Raw genomic sequence first — 16,506 nt, forward strand, 5'->3', positions numbered from 1 at the left:
TCGCTGAATCGTGGAGAACTTGATTGCGCTGCTCATCGCGGCGCCTCTGCTCGGAGCGGCGGTCCTGCTGTGCGGCGGGCGTCGGCTCGACCGCGTGGGCCACTGGCTCGGCACACTGCTGGCCGCCGCGTCCTTCGTGATCGGTGTCGTGCTCTTCGGCGACATGCTCGGCAAGAGCGGCGAAGGACGCTCGCTGCACCAGCATCTGTTCAGCTGGATCCCCGTGGAGGGGTTCCAGGCGGACGTCGCCTTCCAGCTCGACCAGCTGTCGATGACCTTCGTCCTGCTGATCACCGGCGTGGGCACGCTCATCCATATCTACTCGATCGGGTACATGGAGCACGACGAGCGGCGCCGCCGCTTCTTCGGCTACTTGAACCTGTTCCTGGCGGCGATGCTGCTGCTGGTCCTCGCCGACAACTACCTGCTGCTGTACATGGGCTGGGAGGGCGTCGGTCTCGCCTCGTACCTGCTCATCGGGTTCTGGCAGCACAAGCCCAGCGCGGCCACGGCCGCCAAGAAGGCGTTCCTGGTCAACCGCGTCGGCGACATGGGTCTGTCGATCGCGATCATGCTGATGTTCACCACCTTCGGGACGTTCGCCTTCGGCCCCGTGCTGTCGTCCACGGGCGACGCGACGGAGGGCAAGCTGACGGCGATCGGCCTGATGCTGCTGCTGGCCGCGTGCGGCAAGTCGGCCCAGGTACCGCTGCAGTCCTGGCTCGGTGACGCGATGGAGGGCCCGACCCCGGTCTCGGCCCTGATCCACGCGGCGACGATGGTGACGGCGGGCGTGTATCTGATCACTCGCTCCGGCGCGATCTTCAACGCGGCGCCGGACGCACAGCTGGTGGTCGTGGTGGTCGGCGCGGTGACGCTCCTCTTCGGTGCGATCGTCGGTTGCGCGAAGGACGACATCAAGAAGGCCCTCGCGGGCTCGACGATGTCGCAGATCGGCTACATGATCCTGGCGGCGGGCCTCGGCCCGATCGGCTATGTCTTCGCGATCATGCACCTGGTGACGCACGGCTTCTTCAAGGCCGGGCTCTTCCTCGGCGCCGGTTCGGTCATGCACGGCATGAACGACGAGGTCGACATGCGGAAGTACGGCGGCCTGCGGAAGTACATGCCGGTCACGTTCGTCACGTTCGGCCTCGGCTATCTGGCGATCATCGGCTTCCCCGGGCTGTCCGGCTTCTTCTCCAAGGACAAGATCATCGAGGCCGCCTTCGCCAAGGGCGGTACGGAGGGCTGGATCCTCGGCGCCGTCACGCTGCTGGGCGCCGCGATCACCGCGTTCTACATGACGCGCGTGATGCTGCTGACCTTCTTCGGCGAGAAGCGCTGGCAGCCGGACGACAACGGACACGAGCCGCATCCGCACGAGTCCCCGAAGTCCATGACCATCCCCATGGTCATCCTGGCCTTCGGCTCGGTCTTCGCCGGTGGGTTCTTCTCCATCGGTGACCGCTTCCTACACTGGCTGGAGCCCGTCACCGGACACTCGCACGGGAACCCGCCGGTCAGCGCGACCACCGTCACCACCGCCACCGTGGTCGTGCTGGTCATCGGAGTCGCCATCGCCTGGTTCATGTACGGACGCAAGCCCGTGCCGGTGGCCGCCCCGCGCGGCTCGCTGCTCACCCGCGCCGCCCGCCGTGATCTCCTCCAGGACGACTTCAACCATGTGGTCCTGGTCCGCGGCGGCGAGCACCTCACCCGCTCCCTGGTCTATGTCGACCACACCCTGGTCGACGGAGTGGTCAACGGCACCGCGGCGTCGTTCGGCGGGCTTTCCGGCCGGCTGCGCAAGCTGCAGAACGGCTACGCCCGCACCTATGCGGTCTCGATGTTCGGAGGTACGGCAGTGCTCATCGCCGCGACCCTGCTGATGAGGGCGGTGTAACGGACATGTCGTTCCCGCTCCTGACGGCGACGGCCGTGCTGCCCGCGGTCGGCGCGATCGTCACGGCGGCCGTCCCGGCCGCCCGGCGCACCGCCGCCAAGTGGCTGGCGCTGGTCTTCTCGCTCGCCACGCTCGTACTGGCCGCCCTCGTGGTGGTCCGCTTCGAGCCCGGCGGCGACCGCTATCAGCTCACCGAATCGCACGCCTGGATCCCGGACTTCGGGGTCCGCTACGAACTGGGCGTGGACGGCATCGGGGTGGCGCTGCTCGCGCTGACCGCGCTGCTGATCCCCTTCGTGATCCTGGCCGGCTGGCATGACGCCGACCCGCTGGAAGAGGTGAACCCGAACCGCCGCTGGCGGCCGACCCAGGGCTTCTTCGCGCTGATCCTGATGGTCGAGGCGATGGTGATCCTCTCCTTCGAGGCCACCGACGTCTTCCTCTTCTACATCCTCTTCGAAGCCATGCTCATCCCGATGTACTTCCTCATCGGCGGCTTCGGGGACCGCGCCGCACCTGCTCAATTTGCCGCTACCGCGGCGGGGGGCGGGGACGAGGCGGCGGCCACCCAACGCTCGTACGCGGCCGTCAAGTTCCTCCTCTACAACCTGGTCGGCGGCCTGATCATGCTGGCCGCCGTGATCGGGCTCTATGTCGTCGCGGGCAGCTTCTCGCTCTCCGAGATCGCCGCGGCGCGGGCCAACGGCTCGCTGTCCATCGCGACCGACACCGAGCGGTGGCTCTTCCTCGGCTTCTTCTTCGCCTTCGCGGTGAAGGCGCCGCTGTGGCCGCTGCACACCTGGCTGCCCAACGCCATGGGCGAGGCCACCGCGCCCGTCGCCGTACTGATCACCGCCGTGGTCGACAAGGTCGGCACGTTCGCGATGCTGCGCTTCTGCCTCCAGCTCTTCCCGGAGGCGTCCAAGTGGGCCACCCCGGTGATCCTGGTGCTCGCGCTGATCAGCATCGTCTACGGGGCGCTGCTCGCCGTCGGCCAGCGGGACATGAAGCGGCTGATCGCGTACGCGTCGATCTCCCACTTCGGCTTCATCATCATGGGCATCTTCGCGATGACCAGCCAGGGCCAGTCGGGCGCCACGCTCTACATGGTCAACCACGGGATCTCGACGGCCGCGCTGATGCTGGTGGCCGGCTTCCTGATCACCCGGCGCGGCTCGCGGCTCATCGCGGACTACGGCGGGGTGCAGAAGGTCGCGCCGGTTCTCGCGGGGACGTTCCTGATCGGCGGGCTCGCGACGCTCTCGCTGCCGGGGCTCTCCCCGTTCGTGAGTGAATTCCTGGTCCTGGTCGGCACGTTCAGCCGGTATCCGGTGATCGGCATCATCGCCACCATCGGCATCGTGCTCGCCGCGCTCTATGTCCTCGTGCTCTATCAGCGCACGATGACCGGGCCGGTGAAGGCCGAGGTCAGGACGATGCCGGATCTGCGCGTCCGGGAGCTGGTGGTCGTCACTCCGCTGATCGCGCTGCTCCTCTTCCTGGGCGTCTATCCGAAGCCGCTGACCGAGATCGTCAACCCGGCGGTGGAGCACACCCTCTCCGACGTACAGCAGACCGATCCCAAGCCCGAGGTGGAGGCCGCTCCATGAGTGCGACTGTCGTCCACAGCCTGTGGACAACGACGGCGGCCGACGGGATCACCAAGATCCCGGCCCCGAACATCGAGTACGCGCAGCTGTCACCCGTACTGATCGTGCTGGGCGCGGCGGTCCTGGGCATCCTGGCCGAGGCGTTCGTCCCGCGCCGGGGCAGGTACCACACACAGCTGTTCCTCTCCGTGGTCGCGCTGGCCGCCGGCTTCGCGGCGGTGGTCGGGCTCGCGGCCGGCGGATACGGCACGACCAAGAAGCACATCGCGGCCATGGGCGCCATCGCCGTCGACGGCCCGGCGCTCTTCCTCCAGGGCACGATCCTGCTGGCCTCGATCGTCGCCGTGTTCACCTTCGCCGAGCGCAAGCTCGACCCGGAGGCCCATGGCAACCGCGTCGACTCGTTCGTGGCGCAGGCCGCGGCCGTACCGGGCAGCGACACCGAGAAAGCGGCGGTCAAGGCCGGGTTCACCACCACCGAGGTGTTCCCGCTGGCCCTGTTCGCCGTCGCGGGCATGCTGGTCTTCCCGGCGGCCAACGATCTGCTGACGCTCTTCATCGCGCTGGAAGTCTTCTCGCTCCCGCTCTACCTCCTGTGCGCCCTCGCCCGCCGCAAGCGGCTGATGTCGCAGGAGGCGGCGGTCAAGTACTTCCTGCTGGGCGCCTTCTCGTCGGCGTTCCTGCTCTTCGGGATCGCGCTGCTGTACGGATACGCGGGCTCCGTCTCGTACGCGCAGATCGCGGAGGTCGTCAACGGCACCGTCCAGAACGTCGACCCGGCCCTCGCCGAGACCATGGGCAATGACGCGCTGCTGCTGATCGGCGGCGCGATGGTCCTGATGGGGCTGCTCTTCAAGGTCGGCGCGGTGCCGTTCCACATGTGGACCCCGGACGTCTACCAGGGCGCGCCCACACCCGTCACCGGCTTCATGGCCGCGGCGACCAAGGTGGCCGCCTTCGGCGCGCTGCTGCGGCTGCTGTACGTCGTGCTGCCGGGGCTGCGCTGGGACTGGCGGCCGGTGATGTGGGGCGTCGTCATCGTCACGATGCTGGGCGGTGCGATCGTCGCCATCACCCAGACCGACATCAAGCGCCTCCTGGCGTACTCCTCGATCGCGCACGCGGGCTTCATCCTGGCCGGTGTGATCGCGGGGACGAGCGACGGCATCTCGTCCGTCCTCTTCTATCTGGCGGCGTACTCCTTCGTCACGATCGGCGCGTTCGCGGTCGTCACGCTGGTGCGCGACGCGGGCGGCGAGGCGACGCATCTGTCCAAGTGGGCCGGGCTCGGGCGGCGTTCACCCCTGGTGGCCGCGGTCTTCGCGGTCTTCCTGCTCGCCTTCGCCGGTATCCCGCTGACCTCGGGCTTCTCGGGGAAGTTCGCGGTCTTCAAGGCGGCGGCGGACGGCGGCGCGGGGGTGCTGGTCGTGATCGGTGTGATCGCCTCGGCGATCGCCGCGTTCTTCTATATCCGGGTCATCGTGCTGATGTTCTTCAGCGAGCCGAAGCCGGAGGGCCCGACGGTCGCGGTGCCGTCGGCGCTGACGACGACGGCGATCGCGGTCGGCATCGCGGTCACGCTGGTCCTGGGCGTGGCCCCGCAGTACTTCCTGGACCTGGCGGGCCAGGCGGGCGGGTTCGTGCGGTAGCTGTATTGATCATGAGCGCCGCCTGCTGTTGCGTATCGAGCCGGCTGCCCGGCACCCGTCGCGGGTGCCGGGCAGTCCGGTTCAGGCGGGCACGACGCGGCCCGTGACCTCGCCGAGGCCGACGCGGGTGCCGTCCGGGCCCGGGGCCCAGGCGGTCAGGGTGACCTCGTCGCCGTCCTCCAGGAATGTCCGCTTGCCGGCGGGGAGTTCGAGGGGTTCGGTGCCGTTCCAGGTGAGTTCGAGCAGGGAGCCGCGCTGCTCGCGCTCCGCGCCGCTGACCGTGCCGGACGCGAAGAGGTCGCCCGTACGGAGCGAGGCGCCGTTGACCGTCATATGGGTCAGCTGCTGGGCCGCCGTCCAGTACATGGTGGAGAACGGCGGCTCCGAGATGACCTGGCCATTGAGCGAGACGGAGATCCGCAGGTCGAAGCCGCCCGGCTCCTCGGCGTCCGCGTCGTCCAGATAGGGGAGCAGCTCGGCGGTACGGGCCGGGGGCGCCACCCGGGCCGCGTCCAGGGCCTCCAGCGGGGTCACCCATGCCGAGACGGACGTGGCGAAGGACTTCCCGAGGAACGGGCCGAGCGGTACGTACTCCCACGCCTGGATGTCGCGCGCCGACCAGTCGTTGAGGAGCGACAGCCCGAAGACATGGTCACGGAAAGACGCCTGCTCCACCGGACTGCCCTGCCGCGAGGGCGTCCCGACGACGAAGCCGACCTCCGCCTCGATGTCGAGCTTCACGGAGGGGCCGAAGACCGGCACCGGGTCGGCGGGCGCCTTGCGCTGGCCCGACGGGCGCGTCACGTCCGTACCGGATACGACGATCGTGCCGGCCCTGCCGTGGTAACCGATCGGCAGATGCTTCCAGTTGGCGGGCAGCGCGTCGCCGTCGGGGCGGAAGATCCGGCCCACATTGGTGGCGTGGTGCTCGCTCGCGTAGAAGTCGACATAGTCCGCGATCTCGTACGGCAGATGCAGGGTGACCGAGCCGAGCGGATGGAGCAGGGGCTCTATGTCCGCGCGGTGCGCGGGCACCGTGACCCATGCGGTGAGGGCCCGGCGGACATCGCGCCAGGCCGTACGCCCCGCCGCCATCAGGGGGTTGAGGCTCGGCCTGGCCAGCAGCGCGGCGTACGGGGAGCCCAGGGCGTGCGCCGCCGCTCCCGCGTCGAGCACGTGGTCGCCGATACGGACCCCGAGCCGGCGGCGGTCGGGCTCGTCGGCGGTGGAGAAGACCCCGTACGGGAGGTTGTGCGGGCCGAAGGGGTCTCCCTCGGCCGGTTCGAGCGGGCTCTGCTCGGGCATTGGTGCTGCCTCGCTTTCCGGATCGATGCAGGACACGTTACGTCGCTGTTGCCCAGCCGCGGCAGTGGTGAAAAGTCTGCCTTGGGCCGAAAGGGCGGCCTGTGCCGGGTAGTTCGCGGACCGTACCCGGGGTAGCCCCGCGGGCGCGTCACTCCGGACCCGTGCCGCCCGTCCGCGCCCACCCCGTCCGCGCCCACCCCGTCCGCGCTCATCCCGCCGTGCGCGGAATCCGCTTCTCCCAGGTCCGGTGGAAGACCACCTCGGCGCCGTCGTGGCAGATCACCTCGTTGGACGTGATGAAGTCGTCCACGTCGCAGCTGATCTCGGACCGGGTCTCGACCCGGGCGTCCCAGGCCAGCTCCGGCCGGTGCAGCCGGATCCGCCAGTCCGAGCGGGCGGTGGCCGACAGCGGGTCGCTCTCCTGGATCGTGTACGTCTCCAGCGCGTCCTCGGTGAATTCGAGACCGTCCGGATAGACGCGGGTACCGCCGTAGCGCGGATCGACCTCCAGCCGCCACAGCCCACGCGCCACATCCCGGATCACCAGCCGCTCGGGCCGCTCCTCGTCCAGCGTCACCGGCGAGACCACGCCCATCGGTTCCGCCTGCTCGGCCGGTTCGAACGAGATCGCCCGGTCCACGGCGTCGGTGGCGTCGGTGGCCGTACGGACCGGGAGTTCGAGCGAGCTGCCCACCGGCTCCAGGGTGAAGCCCGCCGACTCCGCGCGCGGCCAGATCCACGGCCAGTACGCGGACGAGACCGCGAGCCGGATGCGGTGTCCCGGCGGGAAGGTGTGCCCGATGCCGTTCAGTTCGAAGGTGACGTCCTCGGTCGCGCCCTCCGGCCAGGGCACGGCCCGGTCCCGGCCCTTCCTGGCCGACAGATTGAGGACACCGCGCGTGACGAGCGTGGACGAGCCGTCGGGCGCGACATCGCAGAGCCGGGCGATCGCCTGTCCCGCCGGGACCTCCAGCCGTAGCCGCAGCCGGACGCGAGGGCGGCCCAGGATCTCGATCAGCCCGCCGGTGACGGGGAATTCGAAGCAGGCCGACTTCGCGTCCTCGTCGCGCTGGTCGGGCGGCAGATCCGCGTCGTTGCCGAACGGGAAGAAGCGGCCCGCGTCCAGACCCGTCTGATGGGGGGAGTCGACGACCACCGGCTCGCCCTGGAAGGCGTACGGGACGACGGTGACGTTCGGCGAGGGCCAGGCCGGTTCGCCCGCCCAGCGGCCCGGCAGCTCGGGATAGACGGTCGCGGGCGGGTGCGAGGCGCTGATCCACGAGCGCAGCAGCGGCTCGGCCATGATCCCCGTGTCCTCGCCCTTCAGCCACTGGTCCCACCAGCGCAGGGTCTCCTGGAGGAAGCCGATCGCCGGTCCCGGCGGCAGGCCACGGTCCGGGTACTGGTGCGACCAGGGCCCGATCAGCCCCCGTACCCGCGCCGGGTCCAGATGCTCGACCAGCCGCAGCACGGTGTCGCGGTACGGGTCGTGCCAGCCGCCGACGGCCAGGACGGCCGCCTTGATCGCGCTGTAGTCCTCGCGGACGCTGCCGTGCCGCCAGTACGCGTCGCGGGTCTGGTGGGCCAGCCAGGTGTGGAGGAAGGGCTCGACGGCTTCGAGACGGTTCAGCCACATCTCGCGCCAGCCCTCCCCGGCGGACACCGGGTCCGGCGGCCGGGCGACGAAGGCCAGCATCGTGGCCGCCCAGGCGTGCATGTCCACGGCGAGCACCGACCCGCCCATGTAGTGGACGTCGTTGTCGTAGCGGTCGTCGGACGAGCAGACGGTGACGATCGCCTTCAGCGGCTCGGGCGCGAGGGCGGCGAGCTGGAGGGAGTTGAAGCCGCCCCAGGAGATCCCGAACATGCCCACGCGGCCGGTGCACCAGGGCTGCGCGGCGAGCCAGTCGATCACCTCGACCCCGTCGGCCAGCTCGGTCGCGTCGTACTCGTCGCCCGGCAGCCCCTCGCTGTTGCCGTGCCCGCGTACATCGACCCGTACGGACGCGTAGCCGTGGCCCGCGTACCAGGGGTGGCGCTGCCAGTCGCGCGGCGCCGTCCAGTCGCTCAGCCGGTACGGCAGATATTCGAGCAGCGCGGGGACGGGCTCGTCGGTGAGCGGGCGCCAGACGCGCGCGTACAGCCGGGTGCCGTCGGGGAGGGGGATGCGTACGTCCGTGTGGGTCGTCTCGTACGGGAAGTCGGTGCGGATGGCGGGGGGCATACCGGTCACCTCACGATCACCTCGGCGGACGGTGCGGGGGAAGGGGCGGGGCTCAATGGACGGGATACATGGTCCGGCGCAGCCAGGGCGCCGCCGCGACCACCGCCAGACCGGCCACGACCGCGATGGCGCCGTTCACGCCGAAGTACGCGGAGTGCGAGACCTGCCCGTACAGCTTCACGGTCTGCGTCTGGATGCCGTTGGCGAGGGCCAGCGACAGGAACCAGAGCGCCAGGGTCTGGCTGGCGAACGCCCTGGGCGCGAGCTTGGTGGAGGCGGAGAGCCCGGAGGTCTCCACCAGGATGTCGCCGAGGCCGAGCAGCAGATACGAGCCGACGATCCACCAGGCGGCCATCCGGTAGTCCGCGCCGCTGTGCCCGGAGGTGGGCAGCACCATCAGCAGGAAGGACAGACCGCCGAGGATCACCCCGATCGCGATCTTGTTGGAGGCGTGCGGCTGGCGGTGGCCCATCCGGATCCAAACGGCGGCGACGACGGGCGCGAGCGCGACCTCGAAGGCGCCGAGGGCGGAGGCGTACCACCCGGTGGGGAAGGTGAAGCCGAGGATCGACGTGTCGGCGTTGGTCGAGGCGAGCAGGATCATCGTCGAGTACGCCTGGAAGAGGATGAAGTTGAAGAAGACGGATGCCAGGAACAGCACCAGATACGGGCGCAGCCGGCCGCGCTCCTCGGCGGTCACCCGCAGGCTGCGGAACATCACCACGAAGTAGACGACGGGCGCGATCACCGAGAGGACGGTGAGGACGTCGGCGAAGCGGCCGATGGTGAGCCGGCCCGCCAGCGACAGGGCCACCGCCAGGACGGCCACCACGAGCGCGCCCACGATCATCAGCCGTACGGCCCGGCGCATCGGCTCCGGCGCGAGCGCGAACTCCGCGGCGTGCTTGCGTCCGGCCAGGTGACGGCGGCCCGCCACGTACTGGACGAGACCGAGGGTCATCCCGACGGCGGCGGCCGAGAACGCGGCGTGCCAGCTCGCGTGCTCGCCGAGCCAGCCGGTGACGAGCGGGCCGAGGAAGGCGCCGATGTTGATCGCCATGTAGTAGAGGGCGAAGCCGGCGTCCCTGCGCTCGTCCTCGGTGCGGTAGAGCTTGCCGACCATGGCGGAGACATTCGGCTTGAGCAGGCCCGTACCGGCGCTGATCAGGCCGAGGCCCGCCCAGGTCATGCCCGCCGTGGGGACGGCCATGGCGTAGTGCCCGATGGCGATGAGGATGCCGCCCCAGAGCACCGCGCGGTACGAGCCGAGGATCCGGTCCGCGAGCCAGCCGCCGGCCACCGAGAGCAGATAGACGAGCGTCCCGTAGGCCGCCGCGATGGAGGCGGCCGTTCCGTCCGCCATGCCCAGGCCGCCGTCCTGGACGGTGGCGACGAAGAAGAGGACGAGGATGGCCTGCATCCCGAGGAATGAGAAGCGTTCCCAGACTTCGAGACCGGACAGGGTCAGCAGGCCGCGGGGGTGGCCGAGGAAGGCGTGATCATCGCCGGATGGTGGCTGCTCCGCGTTCGCTCGGGGTTCGATCGTTGTTCCGGACAAAAGCACTACTCCTGGTCGTATGGCTGATCCCGAACATACCGGCGGGTCCGGGAAGGCGCCCATGGTGATCGAAAGGGGACCGGATACGCTGACTTGAGCGGAGACAGCGACACATCGACAATCCGTGTGATCGTCAGCAGACAGGAGTACCTCTCGTGACCGTCGTCGGGCCGTTCGGGCTGAGCGTGCGGGACCAGGCTCTTGAGGCCGATGTCCAGACCGGGTTGGCGGCTGTCGAGGCGGGGCTGCTCGATGCCACCAAGAGCGACGTGCCGTTCATCACGGAGGCGGCCCAGCACCTGGTACGGGCGGGCGGCAAACGCTTCCGGCCGTTGTTGGTCATGCTCGCGTCACAGTTCGGTGATCCGTACGCGCCCGGTGTCGTTCCCGCCGCGGTGGTCGTCGAGCTGACGCATCTCGCGACGCTGTACCACGACGACGTGATGGACGAGGGGAAGGTCCGCCGGGGCGTGGACAGCGCCAACGCCCGCTGGGGCAACTCGGTCGCCGTCCTCACGGGTGACTTCCTCTTCGCGCGCGCCTCGCACATCCTGGCCGACCTGGGACCCGAGGCGGTACGGATCCAAGCCGAGGCGTTCGAACGGCTGGTGACGGGCCAGATCCTGGAGACCGCGGGACCGCGCGACGGACGCGACCCGGTCGAGCACTACCTCGACGTCCTGGGCGGCAAGACCGGATCGCTGGTCGCCGTCTCCTGCCGCTTCGGCGCGATGACCTCCGGCGCGGACGAGTCGGTCGTCGACATCCTCACCCAGTACGGGGAGCGGCTCGGTGTCGCCTTCCAGCTCGCGGACGATGTCCTCGACATCGCCAGCGACTCGCACGAGTCGGGCAAGATGCCCGGCACGGATCTGCGCGAGGGCATCCCCACACTGCCGGTACTGCTGCTGCGCGCCCAGGCCGAGGCGTACGGCAGACCCGGCGACCTCGCGCTGGTCGAGCTGCTGGACGGCGATCTCGCGGACGACGCGCGGCTCTCGGAGGCGCTGCGGCTGCTGCGCGCGCATCCGGCCCTGGAGCAGGCGCGCAGGGACACGGTGCGGTACGCGCAGGAGGCGCGGGCGACGCTCACACCGCTGGCCGAGGGGTACGCGAAGTCCGCGCTGATCGAGCTGTGCGACGCGGTGGTCCACCGGGCGGGCTGACGCACGACCTGGCCTGACGTGGCGTGAGGACAGTGCGTGAGCTGGCGGAATCCTGTCTTCCCCTAGTGGATACGGGAAGCATCTCATCGGTATGTCATCCCAGAGCAGTACGGGAAGTTGCGCCCCGGGTCTGACGCTTATGGCGGGGCCGTTTGGTCAGATGGTTAACACCACTCCTGACCAATTCGGGTGAGACCGGCGGCGCGGAGTGGACGAGTGCACCAGACCGAAGGCCGCCGACCACGGAGGTAGGGCACACATGGCACCGAACGACAGCGCACGGATCACCGCGGAGGACAGGGAGCCCGGCGAGGGCCGCCGCAAGGCGGCTCGCTACGCGCTCCCCGTCGCGGTGGCGGGGGTGGCTGCGGCGACCATCGGGCTTGTCCCGGCACTCGCCGCGACCGGCGACCCCAAACTGCCGGAGATCAGCGCGCAGCAACTCATCGAGAAGATCGCCGCGTCGGAGACCGAGCAGCTCTCGGGCTCCGTGAAGATCACCACCGATCTGGGGCTGCCGTCACTGGCCGGCCTCGGCGACCTGGCGGGCGGCGCGCTCGCCGGGGGCAAGGGCGGGCCGAGCGGTTCCTCCGACGGCTCCACCGCGGACCCCAACGCCAAGCTGATGGAGCTCAGCTCCGGCACGCACACGCTGCGGGTCGCGGTGGACGGCCCCGACAAGCAGCGGCTGTCGATCCGCGACACCGCCGCCGAGTACAGCCTGATCCACAACGGCGGCGAGGTCTGGGCGTACGACAGCGCCTCCAACGAGGCGTACCACGCCACCGCCCCGAAGGACGCGGCCGAGCGCGGCGCGGCCAAGGGCGGCGAGAAGAACGCCCCGAAGGACGCCCTGAAGGACGTCCCGGCGACGCCCAAGGAGTTCGCCGAGGAGGCTCTGAAGGCCGCCGGCGACACGACGTCCGTGAGCGTCGACGGTACGGCGAAGGTCGCCGGGCGCGATGCGTACCAGCTGCTCATCAAGCCCAAGCAGAGCGGTTCGACGGTCGGCTCGATCAAGGTCGCGGTCGACGCGAAGACCGGTACCCCGCTGAAGTTCACGCTCTCGCCGAGCAGCGGTGGCAAGGCCGTGGTCGATGTCGGCTTCACCGAGGTCGACTTCGCCAAGCCCGCCGCCTCCACGTTCGACTTCACGCCCCCCAAGGGCGCGAAGGTGACGGAAGAGGGCGACAAGAGCGGCGACAAGACCGGGGCCCGGGAGCTGCCCAAGGGCGCCGACGGCGCCGAGGGGCCCAAGGAGCAGGGCGACGTGAAGGTCATCGGCGAGGGCTGGAACGCCGTCTACGAGCTGAAGACCGGCGCAGGTGAGGGCATCGCGGGCGCGGCGGGCGCGGACGCGGCGAAGTCGGGCGATGTCCCGGCCGAGGCGCAGCAGTTCCTGGACGCGCTGGGCGACAAGGTCACCGGGAAGTTCGGCTCGGGCACGGTCTTCAAGACCCGTCTGGTCAACGCCCTGATGACGGATGACGGCACGGTGTACGTCGGCGCGGTGACGCAGGACGCGCTGGTCAAGGCCGCCAACGAGGCGAAGTAACGATCCGGCCGGTCCGGCCTGTTCCGCCCCGTCGTACGCTCCGTACGGCGGGGCGGAACGCTGACCGGGGCCGGTCCGTTCTCGTACTGCCGATATGTCACCGCTGTCAGGAAAAGGGAACGGGGGAGCGAGATGACTGCCGTGCTCGATGTGCTGGGCGTGCGCGATGTGATCGAGACGCGTGGCCTCACCAAGCGGTACCGCGGCGGGCAGCTCGCCGTGGACCGGCTCGACCTCTCCGTCCCCGCCGGCAGCGTCTTCGGCTTCCTCGGACCCAACGGCTCGGGCAAGACGACCACGATCCGGATGCTGATGGGGCTGATCGAGCCGACCGCGGGCTCGGCCTCGCTCCTCGGCCGGCCGATGCCCCGCGCGGCCCGTGCCGTGCTTCCCCAGGTCGGCGCCCTGATCGAGGGACCCGCGCTGTACGGGTACCTGTCGGGCCGCGAGAACCTCGTACGGTACGACTCCGCCGACCCGACGGCCGATCCCCGTACCCGCCGCGCCCGGGTGACCGAGGCCCTGGACCGGGTCGGGCTGACCGCCGCCGCGGGCAAGAAGGCGAAGGCGTACTCACTCGGGATGAAGCAGCGGCTCGGGCTCGCGTCGGCGCTGCTGCGACCGCGCAGGCTGCTGGTGCTCGACGAGCCCACGAACGGTCTGGACCCGCAGGGCATGCGGGAGATCAGGACGCTGATACGGGAGCTGGCGGCTGACGGCACGACCGTCTTCCTCTCCTCGCATCTCCTCGACGAGATCGAGCAGGTGTGTACGCACGCCGCCGTGATGGCCCAGGGGAGGTTGATCACCCAAGGACCGGTCGCCGAGCTGGCGGCCGGGACCCGGGGCCGGCTGGCCGTCACCACCCCCGACCCGGGTGAGGCCGCCCGGGTGCTGAAGGAGCTGGGGGTCACCGATGTGGTCGTGGCGGAGGACCGGGTGAGCGGGGAGCTGCCGACGGGCGGGGCGGAGCCGGTGGACCCCGCCGACCTCAACGCGGCGCTCGTACGGGCGGGGGTACGCGTACGGGCCTTCGGCCAGGAGCGCGCCTCGCTGGAGGACGCCTTTGTCGCGCTGACGGGGGAGGGCTTCGATGTCGCGGGCTGAGGTAGGGGCGGGGGCGACGGCGGCGGGACCCGTTGAGCCCGTCGCGCGGGACCGGGAGCGCCGGCTGTGGTGGACGTTCGGGCTGCTGCGCTCCGAGGTGACCACCACCTTCCGGCGCTGGCGGACGCTCGCGCTGCTCGGCGTGCTCGCCGCCGTACCCGTCCTCATCGGGATCGCCGTGAAGATCGAGACGAGCGACGGCGGGGGAATGGGCCGGGGCGGCGGGGCGAACGGACCCGCGTTCCTGACGCAGATCACCAACAACGGACTCTTCCTGGTCTTCGCAGCGCTCGCCGCGACGCTGCCCGTCTTCCTGCCGATGGCGGTAGGGGTCATCGCGGGCGACGCGATCGCTGGTGAGGCCAACGGCGGGACGCTGCGCTATCTGCTGGTCGCGCCGGCCGGGCGTACGAGACTGCTGCTCGCCAAGTACGCGTCCACGCTTGCCTTCTGTCTGGTCGCGACGCTCGTCGTGGCGGCCTCCGCGCTCGTCGTCGGCGCGCTGCTCTTCCCGCTCGGTGACGTCACTACGATCTCGGGCACCCGCATCTCGTTCGGCGACGGGCTGCTGCGGGCCCTGCTGATCGCGGTGGTCGTCGCCGCCTCGCTCGTGGGGCTGGCGGCGGTCGGGCTGCTCATCTCCACCCTGACCAACAGCGGGATCGCGGCGATGGCGGCGACCGTCGGACTGCTGATCACGGTGCAGATCCTGGACACGATCCCGCAGTTGCACGCGATACAGCCGTATCTCTTCTCGCACTACTGGCTGTCCTTCGCGGACCTGCTGCGCGAGCCGTTCTACTGGGACGACATCGGCAGGAACCTGGGGCTCCAGGCGCTGTACGCCGCGGTGTTCGGCTCGGCGGCCTGGGCGCGCTTCACGACGAAGGACATCAACGCCTGAGCCGCGACGGGACCTGAGCCGCGACAGACCGCTTGCTCCTGTTTGGCACGTACGTGCGGCTGCCCGCGTGCGCACCGATTGCAGCACGCGGGCAGTCGCGGTCATGGAAGGTGCCGCGGGCGGTCCCTGAAGGTTCAGAAGGTGAGGCGCCAGCTGTCGATGTAGCCGGTGTCCTGGGCGGCCACGTCCTGGACCCGGAGCCTCCAGACGCCGTTCGCGGTCTCGCTCGACGCGTTCACCGTGTACGTGGCGATCACGTTGTCCGCCGAATCACTGCCGCTGGAACTCTTCAGCGGGTAGACCGTCCCGCTCGGGCCGATCAGGTCGATGACCACGTCACCCCGCCAGGTGTGCTTGATGTCCACACCCACCTTGAGCGCGGCGGGGGCGTTGCCCGTACGGCCGGAGACGGTCACCGCCGAGGTGACGGCGGGTCCGTTGTCCGGGATGGTGAGATCGTCGACGGTCTCGAAGACCTCGCCCGACGGGCCGGAGGAGTTCGCCGACAGCGTCCAGACCGCGTGGGCGACGGCATCGCTGTTGCGGTCGAGCGCCGTGTCGTTGATGTTCGCCGTGGTGTCGCAGGAGGAGTGGTAGCAGCGGTCGAAGGCCTGCCCCGAGGTGCCGCCCCACTTCTGCGCCTGCGCGGCGGTCTTGATGTAGTCGGCGCCGCTGAAGAGCCCGCCGACCGGGACGCCCACGTTCTTGAACGGGGCGTGGTCCGAGCGGCCGTCGCCCTCGGTCTCGATCTCCGTCGCGACGCCGAGACCCGCGTAGTAGTCCTTGAAGGTCTGCTCGATGGCCGGGTCGTCGTCATAGACGAAGTAACCGGCGTTCGGGCTGCCGATCATGTCGAAGTTGAGATAGCCGCTGATCTTCGCGCGCTCGGCGGTCGGCAGATTGTTCACGTAGTACCGCGAACCGACGAGACCCAGCTCCTCCGCGCCCCACCAGGCGAACCGCAGATGCTTCGCCGGCTGGAGCTGCGCCCGGGAGACGGCGAGCGCGGTCTCCAGGATGGCGGCGGAGCCTGATCCGTTGTCGTTGATCCCGGCGCCCGAGGTGACCGAGTCGAGATGCGAACCGGACATCACGATCTGGTTCGGATCGCCGCCCGGCCAGTCGGCTATCAGGTTGTAGCCGGTGGCACCGCTGGAGGTGAACTGCTGTACGGAGGTGGTGAACCCGGCCGCGTCCAGCTTGCCCTTGACGTAGTTGACGGAGGCCAGATATCCGGCGCGGCCATGGGCGCGGTTGCCGCCGTTGGCGGCGGCGATGGACGAGAACTGGGTGAGATGCGCCTTGACATTGGCGAGCGGTATGTCGGGGGCCGCGAGCGCGGCGGGCGCGGACTGCGCCGGTCTCGTGGAGACCGGAGGCGCGGCGGGCGCCGCCGACACGGCGGGCGCGGCGGCGGCGAGCAGCCCGGCGGCCGCGAGTCCGGCGACCACGGCCGTGGCGCCACGGGGGGATATTCGGTGCGCTCCGGGAACGGAGAGTTTCATGTGGGGGCTCCGGATTC

11 protein-coding genes are annotated in these 16,506 nt (G+C 70.1%); 7 read left to right on the forward strand and 4 right to left on the reverse strand.

Annotated features, from left to right (window positions below; all coding sequences use genetic code 11):
• Positions 1 to 10 precede the first annotated feature (10 nt).
• From nuoL to nuoN, 3 genes are read left to right on the forward strand one after another with little or no spacing between them, the layout of a single operon-like run.
• Positions 11 to 1,906, forward strand: coding sequence for an NADH-quinone oxidoreductase subunit L (nuoL, locus tag IF11_RS0111215; protein WP_030351372.1), 1,896 nt, complete (start codon positions 11 to 13; stop codon positions 1,904 to 1,906).
• A gap of 5 nt (positions 1,907 to 1,911) precedes the next feature.
• Positions 1,912 to 3,516 (forward strand): NADH-quinone oxidoreductase subunit M, encoded by a 1,605-nt coding sequence (locus tag IF11_RS0111220; RefSeq protein ID WP_030351373.1) that lies wholly within the window; start codon positions 1,912 to 1,914, stop codon positions 3,514 to 3,516.
• On the forward strand, positions 3,513 to 5,165 hold the full coding sequence (nuoN, locus tag IF11_RS0111225) for an NADH-quinone oxidoreductase subunit NuoN (RefSeq protein WP_030351374.1): 1,653 nt from the start codon (positions 3,513 to 3,515) through the stop codon (positions 5,163 to 5,165). Before IF11_RS0111220 ends, nuoN begins: the two co-directional genes overlap by 4 nt.
• Positions 5,166 to 5,246: 81 nt before the next feature.
• On the opposite strand, the gene fahA is transcribed toward nuoN, so the two are convergent.
• The 3 genes from fahA to IF11_RS0111240 form a co-directional block, all read right to left on the reverse strand.
• Positions 5,247 to 6,470, reverse strand: coding sequence for a fumarylacetoacetase (gene fahA / locus IF11_RS0111230; protein WP_030351375.1), 1,224 nt, complete (start codon positions 6,468 to 6,470; stop codon positions 5,247 to 5,249).
• A 208-nt stretch (positions 6,471 to 6,678) separates the two neighbouring features.
• On the reverse strand, positions 6,679 to 8,694 hold the full coding sequence (locus IF11_RS0111235) for a CocE/NonD family hydrolase (RefSeq protein ID WP_030351376.1): 2,016 nt from the start codon (positions 8,692 to 8,694) through the stop codon (positions 6,679 to 6,681).
• 52 nt (positions 8,695 to 8,746) lie between these two features.
• On the reverse strand, positions 8,747 to 10,252 hold the full coding sequence (locus IF11_RS0111240; RefSeq protein WP_030351377.1) for a peptide MFS transporter: 1,506 nt from the start codon (positions 10,250 to 10,252) through the stop codon (positions 8,747 to 8,749).
• Between the two features lie 155 nt (positions 10,253 to 10,407).
• Here IF11_RS0111240 and IF11_RS0111245 point away from each other — a divergent pair, with 155 nt between their 5' ends.
• From IF11_RS0111245 to IF11_RS0111260, 4 genes are all read left to right on the forward strand, one after another.
• The gene (locus IF11_RS0111245) at positions 10,408 to 11,418 is read left to right on the forward strand and encodes a polyprenyl synthetase family protein (RefSeq protein ID WP_030351378.1); all 1,011 of its coding nucleotides are present in this window, start codon (positions 10,408 to 10,410) and stop codon (positions 11,416 to 11,418) included.
• 259 nt (positions 11,419 to 11,677) lie between these two features.
• A complete protein-coding gene (locus tag IF11_RS0111250) occupies positions 11,678 to 12,973 on the forward strand; it encodes a LolA family protein (protein ID WP_030351379.1) in 1,296 nt (431 codons plus the stop codon).
• Positions 12,974 to 13,105: 132 nt separating this feature from the next.
• Positions 13,106 to 14,080 carry an ABC transporter ATP-binding protein gene (locus IF11_RS0111255; RefSeq protein WP_051745802.1) on the forward strand — a complete coding sequence of 325 codons (975 nt, stop codon included), beginning with the start codon at positions 13,106 to 13,108 and terminating at the stop codon, positions 14,078 to 14,080.
• The gene (locus IF11_RS0111260; RefSeq protein ID WP_030351381.1) at positions 14,067 to 14,984 is read left to right on the forward strand and encodes an ABC transporter permease; all 918 of its coding nucleotides are present in this window, start codon (positions 14,067 to 14,069) and stop codon (positions 14,982 to 14,984) included. The genes IF11_RS0111255 and IF11_RS0111260 overlap by 14 nt, the downstream gene beginning before the upstream one ends.
• 134 nt (positions 14,985 to 15,118) lie before the next feature.
• On the opposite strand, the gene IF11_RS0111265 is transcribed toward IF11_RS0111260, so the two are convergent.
• Complete coding sequence (locus IF11_RS0111265; protein WP_030351382.1) at positions 15,119 to 16,489, reverse strand: M28 family metallopeptidase; 1,371 nt, start codon at positions 16,487 to 16,489, stop codon at positions 15,119 to 15,121.
• Positions 16,490 to 16,506 lie beyond the last annotated feature (17 nt).

This window comes from Streptomyces scopuliridis RB72 (genome assembly GCF_000718095.1).
Classification (GTDB): domain Bacteria; phylum Actinomycetota; class Actinomycetes; order Streptomycetales; family Streptomycetaceae; genus Streptomyces; species Streptomyces scopuliridis.